Source organism: Desulfosarcina variabilis str. Montpellier, assembly GCF_048565275.1.
In the GTDB taxonomy this organism is placed as follows: Bacteria; Desulfobacterota; Desulfobacteria; order Desulfobacterales; family Desulfosarcinaceae; genus Desulfosarcina; species Desulfosarcina variabilis.
In genome coordinates this window covers 8345910-8362858 of record NZ_CP159846.1, presented here as the reverse complement: position 1 = coordinate 8362858, position 16949 = coordinate 8345910, and the positions used below count along the sequence as shown (strand labels likewise).

15 protein-coding genes and 1 pseudogene are annotated in these 16949 nt (G+C 51.8%); 5 read left to right on the top strand and 11 right to left on the bottom strand.

Annotated elements, in window-relative coordinates:
• Nucleotides 1–56 precede the first annotated feature (56 nt).
• The 11 genes from Dvar_RS37760 to Dvar_RS37710 form a co-directional block, all read right to left on the bottom strand.
• Nucleotides 57–734 carry a TetR/AcrR family transcriptional regulator gene (locus Dvar_RS37760; RefSeq protein WP_419658634.1) on the bottom strand — a complete coding sequence of 226 codons (678 nt, stop codon included), beginning with the start codon at nt 732–734 and terminating at the stop codon, nt 57–59.
• Between the two features lie 167 nt (nt 735–901).
• Nucleotides 902–1441: a glycine cleavage system protein R gene (locus Dvar_RS37755; RefSeq protein ID WP_419658633.1), complete on the bottom strand. Its 540-nt coding sequence runs from the start codon at nt 1439–1441 to the stop codon at nt 902–904.
• Nucleotides 1442–1720: 279 nt separating this feature from the next.
• Entirely contained in the window at nt 1721–3184 is a 1464-nt protein-coding gene (gene gcvPB, locus Dvar_RS37750) for an aminomethyl-transferring glycine dehydrogenase subunit GcvPB (RefSeq protein ID WP_419658632.1), read from the bottom strand.
• Nucleotides 3181–4515 (bottom strand): aminomethyl-transferring glycine dehydrogenase subunit GcvPA, encoded by a 1335-nt coding sequence (gcvPA, locus tag Dvar_RS37745; protein WP_419658631.1) that lies wholly within the window; start codon nt 4513–4515, stop codon nt 3181–3183. Before gcvPA ends, gcvPB begins: the two co-directional genes overlap by 4 nt.
• Complete coding sequence (gcvH, locus tag Dvar_RS37740) at nt 4512–4922, bottom strand: glycine cleavage system protein GcvH (protein ID WP_419658630.1); 411 nt, start codon at nt 4920–4922, stop codon at nt 4512–4514. The genes gcvPA and gcvH overlap by 4 nt, the downstream gene beginning before the upstream one ends.
• 57 nt (nt 4923–4979) lie before the next feature.
• Nucleotides 4980–6245, bottom strand: a complete 1266-nt coding sequence (locus Dvar_RS37735) for an aminomethyltransferase family protein (protein ID WP_419658629.1) — start codon at nt 6243–6245, stop codon at nt 4980–4982.
• A 61-nt stretch (nt 6246–6306) separates the two neighbouring features.
• On the bottom strand, nt 6307–7740 hold the full coding sequence (gene lpdA / locus Dvar_RS37730; RefSeq protein WP_419658628.1) for a dihydrolipoyl dehydrogenase: 1434 nt from the start codon (nt 7738–7740) through the stop codon (nt 6307–6309).
• A gap of 83 nt (nt 7741–7823) precedes the next feature.
• Entirely contained in the window at nt 7824–8981 is a 1158-nt protein-coding gene (locus Dvar_RS37725) for a M20 aminoacylase family protein (protein WP_419658627.1), read from the bottom strand.
• Nucleotides 8982–9007: 26 nt separating this feature from the next.
• Nucleotides 9008–9712, bottom strand: a complete 705-nt coding sequence (locus Dvar_RS37720) for a hypothetical protein (RefSeq protein ID WP_419658626.1) — start codon at nt 9710–9712, stop codon at nt 9008–9010.
• A gap of 14 nt (nt 9713–9726) precedes the next feature.
• Nucleotides 9727–10446 carry a DUF5058 family protein gene (locus Dvar_RS37715; protein WP_419658625.1) on the bottom strand — a complete coding sequence of 240 codons (720 nt, stop codon included), beginning with the start codon at nt 10444–10446 and terminating at the stop codon, nt 9727–9729.
• A 455-nt stretch (nt 10447–10901) separates the two neighbouring features.
• Entirely contained in the window at nt 10902–11447 is a 546-nt protein-coding gene (locus tag Dvar_RS37710; RefSeq protein ID WP_419658624.1) for a hypothetical protein, read from the bottom strand.
• A gap of 895 nt (nt 11448–12342) precedes the next feature.
• Between Dvar_RS37710 and Dvar_RS37705 the strand changes: the two genes are divergently transcribed.
• The 5 genes and pseudogenes from Dvar_RS37705 to Dvar_RS37685 all read left to right on the top strand — a co-directional run.
• Nucleotides 12343–12555, top strand: a complete 213-nt coding sequence (locus tag Dvar_RS37705; RefSeq protein WP_419658623.1) for a dodecin family protein — start codon at nt 12343–12345, stop codon at nt 12553–12555.
• A 192-nt stretch (nt 12556–12747) separates the two neighbouring features.
• A complete protein-coding gene (gene phaC / locus Dvar_RS37700; protein WP_419658622.1) occupies nt 12748–13959 on the top strand; it encodes a class III poly(R)-hydroxyalkanoic acid synthase subunit PhaC in 1212 nt (403 codons plus the stop codon).
• Between the two features lie 239 nt (nt 13960–14198).
• Nucleotides 14199–15245 (top strand): GAF domain-containing protein, encoded by a 1047-nt coding sequence (locus Dvar_RS37695; RefSeq protein WP_419658621.1) that lies wholly within the window; start codon nt 14199–14201, stop codon nt 15243–15245.
• A gap of 374 nt (nt 15246–15619) precedes the next feature.
• The gene (locus Dvar_RS37690; RefSeq protein ID WP_419658620.1) at nt 15620–15952 is read left to right on the top strand and encodes a hypothetical protein; all 333 of its coding nucleotides are present in this window, start codon (nt 15620–15622) and stop codon (nt 15950–15952) included.
• Nucleotides 15864–16835, top strand: a pseudogene (locus Dvar_RS37685) (sodium:solute symporter family protein); the annotation flags it as partial. The gene Dvar_RS37690 and the pseudogene Dvar_RS37685, both read left to right, overlap by 89 nt.
• Between the last annotated feature and the right edge of the window lie 114 nt (nt 16836–16949).

The window sequence follows — 16949 nt, the reverse complement described above, 5'->3', positions numbered from 1 at the left end:
TGTTCGTTTGAATAGCACATTGCAGAAGCCATACGCTGTGATCTGGCTATGCCAGATCACCGCACGCCCAGCCCTTTCCACAGCAGACCCAGCTGATCTTTATAGGCGTCTTTACAATTCAGGGGCGTTTTATCAAAAGACATCAACGGAACGCCATAAAATATGCACGCCAATGACATGTAGGCGGTTTCTATGTCCGTTTTTTTAGGGAGTTCCTTTTTTTCTATGGCAGCCTGCAGATTGAGAAGGAAAAACTGTCGGAAATTTCCCTCTGGTATGGATTCGATGCCTTTAAGCTTGGGAAACCGTATCAGACGTTCAACAGTATTGACCTGATCTGTTTCCCGGCTGCCCATTTGAGCAAATTTTTGAGGTTGGAGAGCTCTAACCGCAATAATTTCCATCCACAGTGTCGGATGGTCTTCTACTTTTTTACCCAAGTCTTTAAAAATATAATTGATTGCATCAAGACCAGGAGATATCGTGGGCGACTTTGTTACCAGCCACATTGCTTCAAGGTTCCAAAGGAGTCCATATAAAACAAGCACATCTGTTTTTTGGGGGAAATATTGAAAAAATGTGCCTTTGGAAATCTGTATGCCGTCACAAATCTCTTCGACGGTTATGTTAGCGAGCGGTTTGTCATACAATAGCCCAATTACAGAATCTAAAATGGATAAACGGGTTTGGGCTTTTTTACGTTCTCTTAAGGGAAACTCTTTTAGATGGGTCACGTTGCCATTCCCGCCAAATTGAGATTTTAGATTGCAGTGCTACTATAGAGTATAGTTTAAATTTAATCCAGTATATAGAACATGGGTTCGGATGCACTCATCAAATATGAAGTTTGTTGTTGGTCCCCATAGGAAATAGGGCGCCAAAACCGTCAAGCCGAAAGCACTTACTCGATGGTAATGTCCACATGCAATTGATCCCCGACATCGTTTAATCCTTTTTCCACGACATCCATCGGGATCTTGACAGGAATGTCAACAAGCAGCCTCATCTGGTAAATAGCGGCGCCGCTTTCCGGTGAAGACGCCACGTTTGAATTCAGCGTCCGGATGTTGATCTGGTTGTCGGCCAGAAACCGACTCACCTTGTAAACAATTCCGGCGTGGTCCAATCCTTCCACATGGATGGTTTGGGTGTAGATCGCTTGCGCGGGGGGCGCTTGGCCCGGCGTCACCGGTCGGATAAAGGCGGTGATGCCCTTATCCCTTTCCAGACGGCGGCACTCCGTGGCAAGGATACTTTCCAGCTCGGCTTCGTTTCCGGCAGACAGTGGGGATACCAGAAAAATCATGGCAAACTCGCCGGCCAGGTTGGCCATTTCCGAGTCCTCCAAACTGCAGTTGTTTTCATAGATCACCTGGGCGATATCGGCCACGACACCGGGCCGGTCCTTGCTGAAAGCGGTCAGTAAAAATTTATTGGGCATGGTTTTCCTCCGTATTTATGAATGAAGCGCGACATTAGGGCGCAGGTAAAAAATAATTACCCCATCCTGCTTGTCCTTGCACCCGTCTACGGCGTTCCATCCGCCGGCACAGATTCCAAATATGCACCGGCGGATGCGCCTTGTAGACGAGGCGCAAATCCGGCGCAGTCTGGTGTAATTATTTTTTACCTGCACCCTTAATCCCCGTGGTCATGGAATCGTGTTTCAGCATTCCATGACCACGGGTACCGGCACTCAGCGGTTTTTTGTGGATATGGGCTATCGTCCGCATCCCGTCAGACATGGGTTACGGGCCGCCCTGGTTTCATCCATGCGCCGGACTTTGGTAATCCGGGGGGCTTCATGAAATCGCTCGGGGTCTGCTTTGGCTTCCTCGGCAATCGTGCGCATGGTATCGATGAAGGCATCGATCATCTCTTTGGATTCTGTTTCGGTCGGCTCGATCATGATGGCACCGTGCACCACCAACGGGAAGTATACCGTGGGTGGATGAAACCCATACTCCATCAGCCGTTTGGCGATATCCAGCGTGGTTACTTTATGCGCTTCCTGGTGTTTGTCGTTGAACACACACTCATGCATACAGGGCCGGTCATAGGCCAGATGATAGATATCCTTGAGGCTTTCCTTGATGTAATTGGCATTCAACACCGCATACTGGCTCACTTTCTTCAGATCGGCCCCTAAACTGAGAATATAGCTGTAGGCCTTTACGAGCACACCGAAGTTTCCGTAAAAAGCGTGAATCTTACCCACCGACTGGGGGAAATCCTCGGACAGTAAAAAGCGGCCATTTTTCTCGATCACCCGGGGAACCGGCAGAAACGGTGCCAGCGTTTCGGTTACGCAAATCGGTCCGCTACCGGGACCACCGCCGCCGTGGGGGGTGGAAAAGGTTTTGTGCAGGTTCAGGTGAAGCACATCCACGCCGAGTTTCTGGATGTCCACAATACCCATGACGGCATTCATGTTGGCGCCGTCGCCGTAGACCAGGCCGCCTTTGGCATGGACAATCTCGGCCACCTGCTGGATATTTTCCTCGAACAGCCCCAGGGTGTTGGGGTTGGTGACCATGATACCGGCCGTATCCTCATCCATCAGTTCGGCAACATTTTCGGTTGAGAGAATTCCCTTTTCATTGGATTTAAGGGGAATGGCTTTTAACCCGCACAAGGCCGCACTGGCCGGGTTGGTGCCGTGGGCCGTGTCCGGAATGAGAACCTTGGTGCGGCGCTGCCCGTTGCTTTTCATGAAGGCGTCGATCACCATCATGCCGGTCAGTTCGCCGTGGGACCCGGCGGCCGGCTGCAGGGTCACCGCCGGCAGGCCGGTAATCTCGGCCAGGAAGCGCTCCAGGTTGGCCATCAGCTTTAACGCCCCTTGGCAAAGCGTTTCCGGTAAAAGGGGATGGCCGCCGGCCAGTCCGGGCAGGGCTGCCTGTCGTTCATTGGTTTTGGGGTTGTACTTCATGGTGCACGACCCCAACGGATACATGCCGCTGTCCACACCAAAGTTCCACTGGGAAAGACGGGTGAAATGGCGCACCACATCCAGTTCGCTCAGGTCGGGAAAGTCAGGGCCGTCGCCTTTGACCGAATCCGCCACGGGATATCGGTCGACGTCGCGCAGGGGCATTGAGAAACCGGTTCGCCCCTTGGCCCCTTTCTCCCACAACAGCGGTTCATTGAATATCAGGCCGGTGGTACCGACGGGTTCTTTCATGATGCGACCTCCTTGACCAGGGCGTCCATATCCGCCCGGCGGCTGGTTTCTGTGACACATACCAGGCAGTGATCGGCAAGTTCGGGATAGTATTTGGCCAGCGGCAGCCCGGCGACAATTTTCTTCTCCAACAACCGTTGGTAGGTGGTGTCGAAGCCGGATGGAAATTTGACAACGAACTCATTGAAGACCGGGCTGTCAAAGGCGATGGTCAAACCGGCCTTTTGCAACTCGGCTTTCAGGTAGGCGGCTTTGTCATGATTCAGGGCGGCCAGCTCGCGAAATCCGGTCCCGCCCAGCATGGCCATGTACAGGGTGGCCGTGGTGGCGCACAGTCCCTGGTTGGAGCAGATATTGGACGTTGCCCGTTCCCTTCGGATATGCTGCTCGCGGGTGGCCAGGGTGAGAACAAAACCGCGCTTGCCGTCCTTGTCCACGGTCTGGCCGATGAGCCGGCCGGGCATGTTGCGCACATACTTTTGCAAAGAAGCGAATACACCCAGGCCAGGACCGCCGAAGGAACGCGGAATGCCCAAACTCTGACCTTCACCGCAAACGATATCAGCGCCGCAGCTGCCCGGATTTTTCAGGATGCCATAGGCCAGGGGCTCGGTAAAACAGGTCACCAGAAGGGTTTTGGGGTCGGCGTGAACCGTATCGGCGCAGGCCCGCAGATCCTCGACGCAACCGAAAAAGTTGGGCGACTGCACGGCCACGGCAGCCAGGGTGGACAAATCGCCCACGGCTGAAAGATCGGTTCTGCCGTCAGCGGTAAAGGGAAGCTCCACGATCTCATAACCGGTGGGCGCCAGGTAGGTTTTAACGACCCGGCGATACAACGGATGCACGGCGCGGGAGATGGCCACCGTTTTACGACGGGTGATCCGGATGGCCATCAACAGTGCCTCGGCCAGGGCTGATGCGCCGTCGTACATGGAGGCATTGGCCACTTCCATCCCCAACAGCTGCGCGATCAGGGTCTGGTATTCAAAAATGGTCTGCAGGGTTCCCTGACTGATTTCCGGCTGGTACGGCGTGTAGGCGGTGTAGATCTCGGACCGCAGGAGCAGATGTTTCACGGCTTCAGGGATGAAATGGTCGTAGCTGCCGGCGCCCAGAAACACCTTGTATTGTGGAGATGTCGCCATATCGGCGGCCAGGCTGTCCATGTGATCGTTGAGGTCCCATTCACTCAGGGGGGCCGGTAGATCCAGCGCTGACTGGCGGCGGCATGATTCAGGGATCGAATCAAAAAGGGCCTCCAGGCTGCCGACACCCACCTTCTCAAGCATGGCGGTGATGTCTTCGTTGGTATGGGGTAGATATCTCATCCTTCCGATCCTTTCAGCATGGCAAGATAGGCGTCCTTGTCTTTGAGCGCCTCGAATTCACCGATATCGGCGGGTTTGATGACGATCATCCAGCCATCGCCGTAAGGATCGCCGTTGACCTGTTCCGGCGTATCCGCCAGGGCCTCGTTGATGGCCACGATTTCGCCCCCGATGGGCATGTAGAGTTCGGAAACGGCCTTCACCGATTCGAGGGTCCCGAACTCTTCACCGTGTTCAAAGGTGCTTCCCACCTCGGGCAGTTCCACGAAGACGATATCTCCCAATTGATCCTGGGCATAATCGGTGATGCCCACTTTGACGGTCTCGCCTTCCTGGCGGGCCCATTCGTGATCGTCGGTGTAGCGAACGTCATCCGGAAAAACCAAATCGCTGATGGCTTTGCTCATGGTGTGTCCTCCTTAATGGTTGGGATTCAGACTTTTCAAACAGGCTCTAAGCACGACTCAAATCATTTCCTTGATCGGTCGCCGGGCGGTGCGATCCGGGCGGATATCCGTGACGATGGTCACGTTGAGTGTGCGCCGCTGATCCTTGAGCACCACCGTCGCTCCTGGTTTGAGGGGCGCTTTTACCTTGATGAAACCGCAACAAAGACCGCGGGGGCTGAAATCCTGGGGCTTGTCGGGACTGGCAATGCTGAGCAGCCGCCCCTGGTGATAGCCGATGCCCATGTCGGAGACGCAGGTGAGAACAATTCCCAGCGCATTGCCTTCTGCATCCAGCACTGTCGCCGGCGTGGTCACCTTGCGCAGGTCCCCCCCCACAAAGGCGTAGGTATATTCCGGACGGTCAACGGTGAGCAGCGCCTGATCACCGATGAAGGACTTGGTAAATCCGCTTTGATCAGCGTTAAAGGGCAGGGCAAAGGGCCAGGGGTGGTGGATGAAGGGCCAATGTCCGATATCCTGGTGAGACAACGGCAGTACGGCCCCGCCCCGCAAAGAGTCCCGGGCGGCCAGTCCGCAGGCCGTGAGTCCATATTCCTGACCGGCCGCATAGATCATCTCCCAGGTCTGCACCACCTGGTCCGGTGAGACAAAAATTTCAAACCCAAACTCTCCGGTGTAGCCGGTGCGGGAAAGCAATATGGGCGTGCCGTCGGACAGCCGCACGGCATCGGCCAGGGGCGAGGTCGGATCGAAATGACCCTTGAAGGAAAAATAAAACAGTTTATCAAAAGCGGATTCCGGTGCGGCAAGGACCTTGCTCAGAATCTTGGCGGCCATCGGTCCCTGAATGTCGATTTTGCCCAGTTTGTCGGTCAGATCGTTGATGGAGACGTCCCGGTCTCCGGCCTGGGCATTGAAATGATCGGCCACCACGGCTCCCATGCCGGCGTTGACCACCGCCATGTAGCGGTCTTCGGAAAGTTGATTGATGATACTGTCATCGATCACCTCGCCCTGTGCATTAAGGTAAGCGCCGTAAACGCAGCGGCCGGGGGAGAGGGGTTTCTTCAGCTGCCCCACGCAGGCATCCAGATCGTTGGTAAAGCAGTATTGCAACAGATCGCGAGCCCCCGGTCCGGTGACCATCACCGCGGCCATATGGCTGGTATCGAACAGTCCCGCGTGTTGCAGTACCGACAGGTGCTCATTTTTGGCCGATGAATACCATAACGGCATTTCGTAACCACCAAAATCGGCCATACTGGCCCCCTGGGCCACATGCCAGCTGTGAAGCGCCGTTTTTTTGACTCCTTGTTCCATTATTATCTCTCCTCTCTGGGGATCGAATCGGTCCTGATCGCCCTCAATGGTGTTCTATCCTTTATCCGTGTAGCGATCGATCCAGTGCTTTACATGAAACCTCCAGCATGATCTCGGCCAAGGTCGGGTGGGCATGGATCGTGGCGGCCACATCGGTGACGCTGCCCCCCATCTGCATGGCGAGCGCGGCCTCGGCGATCAGGTCCGTGGCGTGGGGGCCCACGATATGCACGCCCAGGATTTTGCCACTGTCCTTCTCGGAAACGATCTTGGCCTGCCCGGCAATTTCTCCGATTACCTGGGCTTTGCCCAGGGTGCGGAACAGCACGCTGTCGGCACGCACATCAACTCCCTTGTCTCTTGCCTGGGCTTCGGAAAGCCCCACATTGGCCACCTCCGGCGTGGTGAAGATCGCTCCGGGCACCACTTGGTAGTCCATTTCACGCTTGGCTCCCATGGCATTTTCGGCAGCCACCTGCCCCTCGGTGGAGGCCACGTGGGCCAGCATGATTTTTTCCGGTCCCAGTACATCGCCGATGGCGTATACGCCGGAAACAGCGGTCTCCATCCGATCGTTTACGGTGATCCAGCCCCGCTTGTCCGGCTCGAGACCGATGGTGTCGAGCCCCAGGTCGGCGGTATTGGGCTGACGGCCGATACAGACCAGCATTTTTTCCACCTGCGCCGTCACTGGTTGTTTGTCCTTTTCAGACGGTGCTTCCATAAAAGGGGAGGGGCCGATGGTCACGTTCAGTCCACCGTCACCGGCTTCGACTGTTTGAGCGGTGCGGTTGACAAGGAATTTGATCTTGCGCTTTTTCATTTCTCGCTGCAGGACTTTTGAGCAATCCGCATCCACTGACGGCAGCGGCAGCAGGCGATCCAGGGCTTCGACGACGGTTACCTGGGCGCCCAGGGAGGACAGAATAAAAGCGAACTCGCACCCGATCACCCCGCCGCCCACGATCATTACCGATTTGGGGACCTGGGTCAGGCTCAGGGCGTGGTTGCTGGAAAGAATGGTTTCACCGTCAAAGGGAAAGGAGGGAATTTCGAGCGGGCGAGTCCCCGTGGCCAGGATCAGCTTGTCCCAGGATACCTGGTTTTGTTCGCCATCCGGCTGGGTGACACGAACCCGGTTAGGCCCGTCGATCGTGGCGGTTCCCTTAATGTACTGGATCTTGTGGTGGCTGAAAAGCCCCAGGATCCCCTTGCTCTGGCTTTGGATCACCGACTGCTTGCGGGCCATCAACTGCTGCATATCGGCCTTAACCGTGCCTTCCAAGGCAATGCCGAACGCTTTGGCCTGGTGGAACCGTTCCAGCATGTCGGCCGTCGTGATCATGATCTTGGATGGGATGCAGCCCCAGTTCAGGCAGGTCCCACCGACGTTTTCCTTTTCGATCACGGTGACCTCGGCACCCAATTGGGCCGCCCGAATGGCGGCGATGTACCCCCCGGGTCCCGCCCCCAGAATGGTGATTTTGGTTGTCATCAGTCCTGCCCCTTCCCTTAAAAAAGTTTTTTTGCGTTTGTTTGTGGTCGCGTCCCAACGGTTTCGGCGACGGCTTCTTCGCATTATTTTAAAAATGCTTGGGTCAGCGCAACCCAGTAAGCGGCACCAATGGAGAGGTTGCGATCATCGAATTGATAGTCCGGATTGTGCACCATGGGGGTGTCGCCATTGCCGATAAAACAATACGTGCCGGGTTTGTCCTGGATAAAAAAAGCAAAATCTTCACTGCCCATGAGTTTAGGGGCGTCCATCGATACCTTGTCTGCCCCGAACACATCCCGGGCCACCTGGGCGGCAAATTCGGTTTGCGTGTCTTCGTTCACGAGCACCGCTCCCGGAGGTCCCTCGCGCAGCGTGTAGCTCACGCCGTAAGCCTGGGCCTGAGCCGCCGTAATCTCCCTGATTCGGTTCAGAACCAGCTGGCGGGTGTCGTCCTCGGTGCTGCGGATACTGAGCCGCAAAAGACTGCTTTGGGGAATTACGTTTCCGGCATCGCCGGCAATAAAGGCGCCCACGGTAACGACGGCCGATTGCATGGGGGCAACGTTTCTGGATACGATTGTTTGCAGTGCCATCACCAGCGACGCGCCGGCGACGATGGGATCAATGCTCTTCTCGGGCATGGAACCATGGCTGCCTTTCCCGGTCAGCTCGATCTCCCAGTTGTCCACGGCCGCCATCATCGGTCCGGCCCTGAAAAAGAATTTACCCTGCTCCAGCGTCGGCATGTTGTGCATGCCGAAAATGGCGTCCATTGGGAAACGCTCGAGAAGTCCATCAGCGATCATCGCCGAAGCACCGCTGATGGTTTCCTCGGCAGGCTGGAAGACAAGGCGTACCGTCCCGTTGAAGTTCTTTTTGTCGGCCAGGTATTTGGCCGCTCCGAGCAACATGGCCGTGTGTCCGTCATGGCCGCACGCATGCATTTTACCAGGCGTCTGGCTCTTGTAATCACTTTCAACCGCTTCGGTAACGGGGAGCGCGTCCATATCGGCCCGCAAGCCGATTGTTTTCTCACCTTGCCCGGCTTTCAGGGAAGCGACAATACCGGTTTTACCGATCCCGGTGACGACCTCATATCCCCATGATTCGAGCAGGGATGCAACATAGGCTGAGGTTTTAACCTCTTCAAATGCGGTTTCGGGATGTTTGTGGATCTCATGGCGCCACTCCGCCATTTGGTTTTGAACTTTGGAAACATCGGACAACAATGCGTTCATTTTATCACCCCTTCAGAAAAAGTCGATTATTCTTTTGCCTTATTTGCCAGATAGACCGCGAATGCGATGGCGAATGCCGCAGCCACACCGATCTGGCCGATGCTCAGCAGCTTACCCAGTGCCGGGGCAAATTTGCCGATAAATTTAATCAGTTGGATGACCACCAATCCAAGGATAACCGTATAAATGATATGCTTTATGCTCATCTTGATCCCAAAGGTAACGATCATCGCACCAATAATACCCGGGACCGCGTAGGCAAACGCCCCCAGTATGTTGGCCGGCAATGCGCTCACGAGGGCCGTGCCGCCGATGATGACGACAAATAAAATAGCCAAGTTAACCACATTGGATGCCGCCAAACCAAATACAGCCGCCATTTCCGCCTTTTTGCTGCCGGCTTCGGCGTCCAACGCATTTTGAACAGCGCCGACAACAGGCATTCTCATATTGCCGATATTGCCTGACAGAAAGGACATGTAGGTGCCGATCGGACCCAGCACCGGGAAGTAGGAAACCGGTTCGATAAAATAGATGATACCGACAAACCCGAGTACAAAAATGATTCCTTTGACGAAGACGGTCAGGTCCACATGGTGCCCTGCAATAAAAGTTAAATAAAATGGAATGGAAAAACTCATAAAAAAAGCGATGGCGATGGAGAGTCTTCCCCAGAAATGAACTTTGCGGTTAAATGTGTCGTTATACGCATCCATGTTTGATATTTCCATTTTTTCAATCCTCCTTAATCGACGATGATGCCCACAATCATGGCGATAATAATGGCAAAGCCCATGGACCACTCCCGCAGCCAATTGTATTTGCTGCTTACATGGGCGAGACGGTTAAAACCGTACATGGAGATGGCGCCGGCGATCAAAGCGGCCAGCACCCCAAAGGTGGGGGTTTCAGCTTTGATTTTTTTCATGGCCTCGCCATACCCCATGACGAAGAAAACCATGAACGGGGCAATCGATCCAACCATTGGGATCATTTTGGGGTTGGCCTTCTTCATCTTTTCCTGGGTTTTATCCAGCCCTTTGGTGAGGAAAAAGGTTGTGACCAACCAGCCTGACCCGCCTAAAGCCATAACCCAAGAAGCGGTTGCTAACATTGTAAACGTAAAATCCGGTGTGCCGACAGTCCCCCCCGATCCCGCCGAGGATGTCAGACTCTCGAAGGCAGCTGAGCCAATGACGCCAATGCGCGACAAAGTGATCGGTCCTCCGATTAAGCCGATCAAAACGACGGCAACCGTGAATACGGCGATTGCAGGGCCTACCGTGCAAATGACGCCGACTTTCAACGATAATTTGATTTCTTCTTGGGTCATCACACCGGTATCTCTTACGTAGTCTTTGGCCATCTTGAAGTAGAGCCAGGTTTGCCATAAAACGATGCAGATACTCGCGAGGGCAAGTATCCATAATGCCGGGCTGTTGGCCAACTGCATCACTGCTTCCATAGGTCCCCCCTATTTTTATTTATTGTTTAACAGTTCGGTCTGGCCTTGAGCAGGGCCAACCCTCTCATTGACGTTTCACGGTAGGCGTTTTTTACATCAAAACCGGTTTCGTACATGGTTTCGACAACTTCATCGAAACTGTTGCGGTTACGGCTATGGGAGCGCAGGGCGCAGGGACAGGAGATCTTTCGGCTGCAAAGGCGTTTCTTTTAGTGCAAGGAATCTGAACCAGGCCGGCTAACCAATCAAAGCCAAGCCCCAGGTTTTATTCGAGGCCCATCTTCAGCTGCCAGCCTATTCGTTCGATACCCCTTCTTTTCCAGGGCATAGAAATTAAATATTATGATCTAAAAAAATAGTCAAGTAAAAAATTAAACTAAAGTATATTTTTTATACTTGGTAAAAATTTAGAGAATGCTCGCTCATTTATCGGGGTATGGATGGGGGAAACCCTCTTATGACGTTCCATTCGCTTCCCAGAGTTGTTCAATTTCGATTAATGGACATTTTAATTTCGTGCTGGCAGCACGTAAGCCTTTAATTATGCGCAGATATTTCTCGTGTGTGTTGATTGCCTTGATCGAGGTAACCTTATGCGTATCGTTTATAATCGATTGATTTCCATAGAATCTATTGAAGACGCAACTCCATAGATCGGTGGCAAATGGTGGGTGTAAACAATTCCGAATATTTTCGCGCCCACCATCACCAACATAGCAATAGGTCTTTAGATACACATTTACGATCTTCGCTGCCCAGCCATATTGATTGTTTAGTTTCGTGGTCTCAATTACAAGCATATCCAAGACACTTTTATGCCATACCTCGAACTCATCCTGAGAAATACGGGCTCTTGTAGTGTCCAGAATCGGATCAAAATCAATTTTTTCAATTAGCTTATTGACGTCATTTCTACTTTTAATTGGAGCACCAGATCTCAGAGCGGAATGTGCCGTCCATTGAGAATAGGTCGATAATATCGTTTGTCTTTGTGGCATCATTGTTTATTCTCCGATATGCATCAGTGGCAATATATGGAAAGTGGGACGAAAAATTTTTTTCATTTTTTTTGTCCAAACCGATTAACCCATCTAATTCGGGGGGTTGGCTATCATCGACGAATTGGACAGGCAAAACTGCTCCTAAATGCTTCGTTTGTAAAATCGACCCATATCCCAATAAGTCGTGTATAGAAGGTTTCCATGCCCCAATCGATTATTGATGCCGGTGATCGAGTCACCCGAAAAACAGTATTCTCATTGCGTAGGAATTGCGAAAACTATGGACTGGATTAATATCTGTAAGATGTTTCGGATCTAATGTGCGCTGAAAAATACTTCTCACAGATTTCTAAAAGCTGAAATGCACCCTGCAGAACGTGTAGTATTGATGTCTATATTGACATAGTTAAGGTGTAAAAAACAATTCACAATTTTGACAGTCTCCTGAAAAATCGAAGTTTTCAGTTTTCCATTCTATAACCATCTGAGATCATTTCTGCTATTTTTTAGGAGAAACACCTCCCTGATCCTGCAATAAACCGTATGTAATACCGACATTGCTTGAAATAGTGAAGCTTTTCATCTTGACGAAGTTTCTGACATCCATTAATATTATTTTAAAGCCCAACGAACCTTGAATTAAGCCTTATTCTTCTCTGAACATATAAATTTATTCTTTTCTGTACTTCTACGGTGACTATCCATTCTACCATCGGCGCTGCCGGGCGAATTGGACTTTGCTTTTTGATTACCAGGAATCTATCGCATTCAAGATCATGTATTTGGCAAGGATAGAGGGAGGACGCTGTATATTCAATACCGCTTTCGACCGATAACGCCGCCCAAAAAATTATCTTGAATGCCATATCAACAGAAATCAAAAAAGGAGGGAACCATGAGCGAAAGTGTTTACAAAGTTATTGAATTGGTCGGAACCAGCCCCACATCTTGGGAGGATGCCGCTAAACAAGCAGTTGAAACCGCATCCAAATCTTTGAAAGATTTACGGGTGGCCGAAATTTCCAAGCTGGATATGAAGGTAGAGGGGGGTAAAATTACCGCATACCGGGCGCGCGTAGCCCTTTCATTCAAATATGCAGCCGATTGATCGATAAATTAAATTTTTTACGATGGTAGGAGGGCATTTTGCCCTCCACCGATTCCTATCCTGAATTCAACTTCCCGCAGGTAAATCCCACTGTTGCAACATTGGGATGAACAACACCCAAAAAACCAAAAAACCATTGACACCCTGAACGCGATCAAGTGTCCCAATCCATTTATTTAGAGGGGATAGCATATGTCGCAAAGCAAAATTCCGGTTGATTTGATCTTGTCCAAGATAGCCGAGGACGCACAGAAAGTTCAATCCCGCGCCAAGAAAGCATCGGAAGTGCTGCTGGGTGAATTGGACACCGAACTGGCCAAGACGCCGTATGATGTGGTTTACGAGGAAGATCGAGTTAAGCTTAAGCATTATCGGCCCCGTAAGAAAAGTTCCTATCGGACACCGCTTTTGGTGGTGTATGCCTTGATCAACCGCGAGACCATGCTTGATTTGCAACCTGGCCGCAGTGTGGTGGAACGTTTTCTGGATGCTGGTATTGATCTGTATATGATTGATTGGGGATACCCCACACGCAATGATCGGTTTCAGGGCTTTGATGATCACATCAATGGATATATGGATAATATTGTCGATTTTATTCGCCAACAAAACGAGGTTGAAAAAATCAACCTGATGGGGATCTGCATGGGCGGAACCTTCAGTGTAATCTATTCTGCTTTGCATCCGGACAAGATAAAAAATTTGGTCACAACGGTGACGCCCACCAATTTTGACACCCGCAAAGGGCTGCTGCATGTGTGGATGGAGCATATCGATGTGGATCGTGTCGTCGACACCTTTGGCAATCTGCCGGCAGACATGATGAATCTGGGGTTTCTGCTGTTGAATCCTGCCCGCCTGATGATCGACAAGTATGTCGGTTTTCTGGAGAATGTCGAAAACAAGCAGTTCGTCGAAAATTTTGTCCGCATGGATAAATGGATCTTCGACAGTCCTGATCTGCCTGGTGAAGTTTTTCGCCAGTTTATTCGCGATTGCTATCAGGGCAACAAGCTTCTGCAAAACAAGATGGAGGTCGGCGGCCAGCGCGTGGATCTGCGAAAATTGACCATGCCGCTGCTGAACATTTACGGTAAATTCGACCATCTGGTGCCCCCGGAAGCCTGCGATCAACTGGTGAAAAGGGTGGGCAGCAATGACACCGAGGATATCTGCCTCAACACCGGCCACATCGGCATCTATGTCAGTTCCAAATATCAGGAGGAATTCGCCCCCAAGATTGCCAATTGGCTCAAGGAGCGGGACCAAATACCTATCAATCAGCTTTCGCGCAAGCCCCCCTCCGCGAAGAAACCAGCCGCAAAAGCGAAGCGAAAACCAGCGGCTAAAAAAACCACCGCCAGTCGCGCGACTTCAAAGACTAAGGGTGCAGGCAAAAAATAATTCCACCATCTTGCTTGTCCTCGCGTGGTGTCTGCGGCGTTAACCCCACCGGCACATATCCTGATATGCACCGGCGGATGTGCCTTGCCTGATTTTATTAAGATTGGCGAACACAAATCCGGCGCCATCTGGAGGAATTATTTTTTGCCTGCACCCAAATACGAAAACAGCGTAATGGAAAGCGAATAAGAAACAAACCGCAGCCAATCCTTGCCGCGCATACGAATAGGAGGTGCTCCATGCCCCGTGAGATAGACTATTTCAAAACCTTTTGTAAAATTAGCAAGGCCTTCGGCACCACCGCCAAACAAGATGAGTTGCTGAAACTCATCGTGGACAGTGCCGTGGAATCCATGAACGGCAAGGCCGCCTGCTTGTTTTTGGCTGATGAACGTCAGAATGTATTTGTGCCCACGGCCCAGAGCGGCCTGTCGAAAAACTATCTGCACGCTAACCCTATGAAAGCCCGCAGGATCGTGACCGCCTTGGAGGGAAACGGCTATCTTGATTTTACCGATGCCACCACCGATCCGCGCCTTGAAAACCACGATGCTAAAAAAGCCGAAGGTATTGCCTCTTTGCTCACCGTACCGGTGCGGGTCAGCAACCGTACCATCGGTGTGCTTTCCCTTTACACAGGAAGCAGGCGCGAATTTAACCCTGAAGAAATAGAATTCTTGCAAGCCCTTGCCGATCAGGGTGGCATTGCCATTGAAAACAACCGGCTGTACCAACGGATGCAAAAAAATGCCATGCTTTTTTTGGACTTGGCTTCCAATATCAATTCATCCTTGGAGATCAAGGAAGTTTTCAAAAACCTAACCGAGATCATTTGCTATAATTTGGATATGCGCGGAGCAGCAATCCGCCTATTGGACGAAGACCAAAACGAACTGAATCTTGTGGCCAGTTACGGGCTCAGTCAAGGCTTCCTGGAAAAGGGGCGTGTTACCACCACCGAGACTGCCAAGCTGGCTTTAAAGGGGGAAACCATCGTCATCAGTGACGCTAGCGCCGATCATCGCATCACTTTTAAAAAAGCAATGAAGGCCGAGGGAATCGTCTCGATGATCGTTACGCCTATTATGGTCAGGGACAAGGTGATCGGCACATTGCGCCTTTACAGCGAAATCAAACGAGAATTTCCTGATGATGTTCTGTTGATGGTCAAAGCCCTGGCCCACCAGGGTGGCCTGGCTATCCAAAATGCTTCAATGTACCTGAAGCTTCAGGAAGATAAAAAATCCCTGGAAGAGGACATCTGGAGCTATCGCTCATGGTTCTAAAAACTACCCATCTATAGTGTTTAAGATAATGCTTTTGGACTGCGTTATCGGTCGTCGCGGTATTGATTATACAGCTTCCTCCCTTAAGGCCTTGCCAAAAACATTATCTTAAACACTATAAATAAGATCACTAGAAAACTCTTTTCTATCCTTGAAAAGTTCTTTCAGTACACCAGCAACTACCAATACTCCACAAAGCCCGTCACAGTCTGCGAAAATATAAGATATAATATCGAATTTATAAACAACTAAAAGATAAATTAAATTCAATGAAAGAAGGCACTTCATTTGCATTGGTATGGACTACCAACGCCCACGGTACCGGGTTAGGCTATCTGGAAATGATTTACACGCACACGAAATAAGGAGGACCAATGGAAAACGGACCGAGTTTGAAACAGGCTGTTTTTCTGGTGGTATTCGCGGTGGTTACACTGCTGTGTTGGTGCCCCATCGGTTATGGCGCCTATGGTGCGCCGACCCTGATTTTAGGAATGCCCAGCTGGGCTGTCGCCGCCCTGGCGATCGGTGCGGTCATGTTTGTGATCGAGTTGGTTTACCTTATACCTGATCGTGGGGGGGATGAAGGGCGCCGCCTGGGTCAATACGGTCCAAGGGGTCTTTTTCTCGATCATGGTGTTTGTGCTTTTCTTTGCCGTCATGGCCAAAAACGGCGGTTTTATGCCCACCATGCAATTGGTTCATGATGCCCATCCGCATCTGTTTGAACTGGGGGCCAAAGGCGGCAAACTGTGGAGCTATCCCATGGTGTTCGGGTTTGCCGCGGCCATGTGCCTGGGCTGCGTTTGCTTTCCCCAACCCTACATGCACGCCTATTCCAGCCGCACGGCCAAGGGCTTCAAGGCCATGGTGCTGAGCTTCGGCGGGATCTGTCTGATCATCATCACCATGCCGACCCTGGTGGGCATCGCCTCCACGGTCATCGTTCCCGGGCTGAAAGGCGTGGAAGCGGACAAGGTTTATGGCATCGTGGCCTCCCGCATCCTTCCTGACTGGCTGGCCGCGCTGGCGGTGGCCGGTGGATTCACGGCAGCCATGTCCACGGTCAACGGCCTGGTCTTCGGCAATGCCACCAACCTGGCCAATGATCTGCTCAAGCTGGTCGCCCCCAATACGGATCAAAAAGGACTGGTCAGTGCGGCGCGCTGGTCGGTGGCCGTGATCATGGCCATCTGCGTGGTCCTCGCCTGGAATCCGAATACCCCGGTAGCGGAGTTGTCCGTGCTTGCCTTCGGCACCGTGGCCGTCACCATCTTTCCGCTGTGGGGCGCCTATTTCTGGAAGCGTGCCACCGCCGCCGGTGCCATGGCCAGCACCATCGTCGGTTTGGGCCTGAACCTGGTCTTTTTCTTCTGGGGCGGCAAGAACATGGTGCTGTTCCCCCAGGCCAATCTTTTCCAGCTCAATGGTTTTCTGGCTGCTTTTATCGCTACCGGCGTGGTGTTCTTCGTTGTCTGCCTCGTTACCAAACCTGGACGTGTGGAAGAGAAGAGCCTGGATCTGTTCTTTCACCCGTCACTCAAGGCCGGCGTTAAGGTAAATATCGATAAAACGGTAATTAATGCTTAGTCCTTACCCATTTTTAGCAATGCCCCAGGCATTGATAAACTCGTAAAGAGTGCCAGATTCGTCATGCCGGACTTGATCCGGCATCCAGAACCTATTGAAAAGACTGGATTCCGG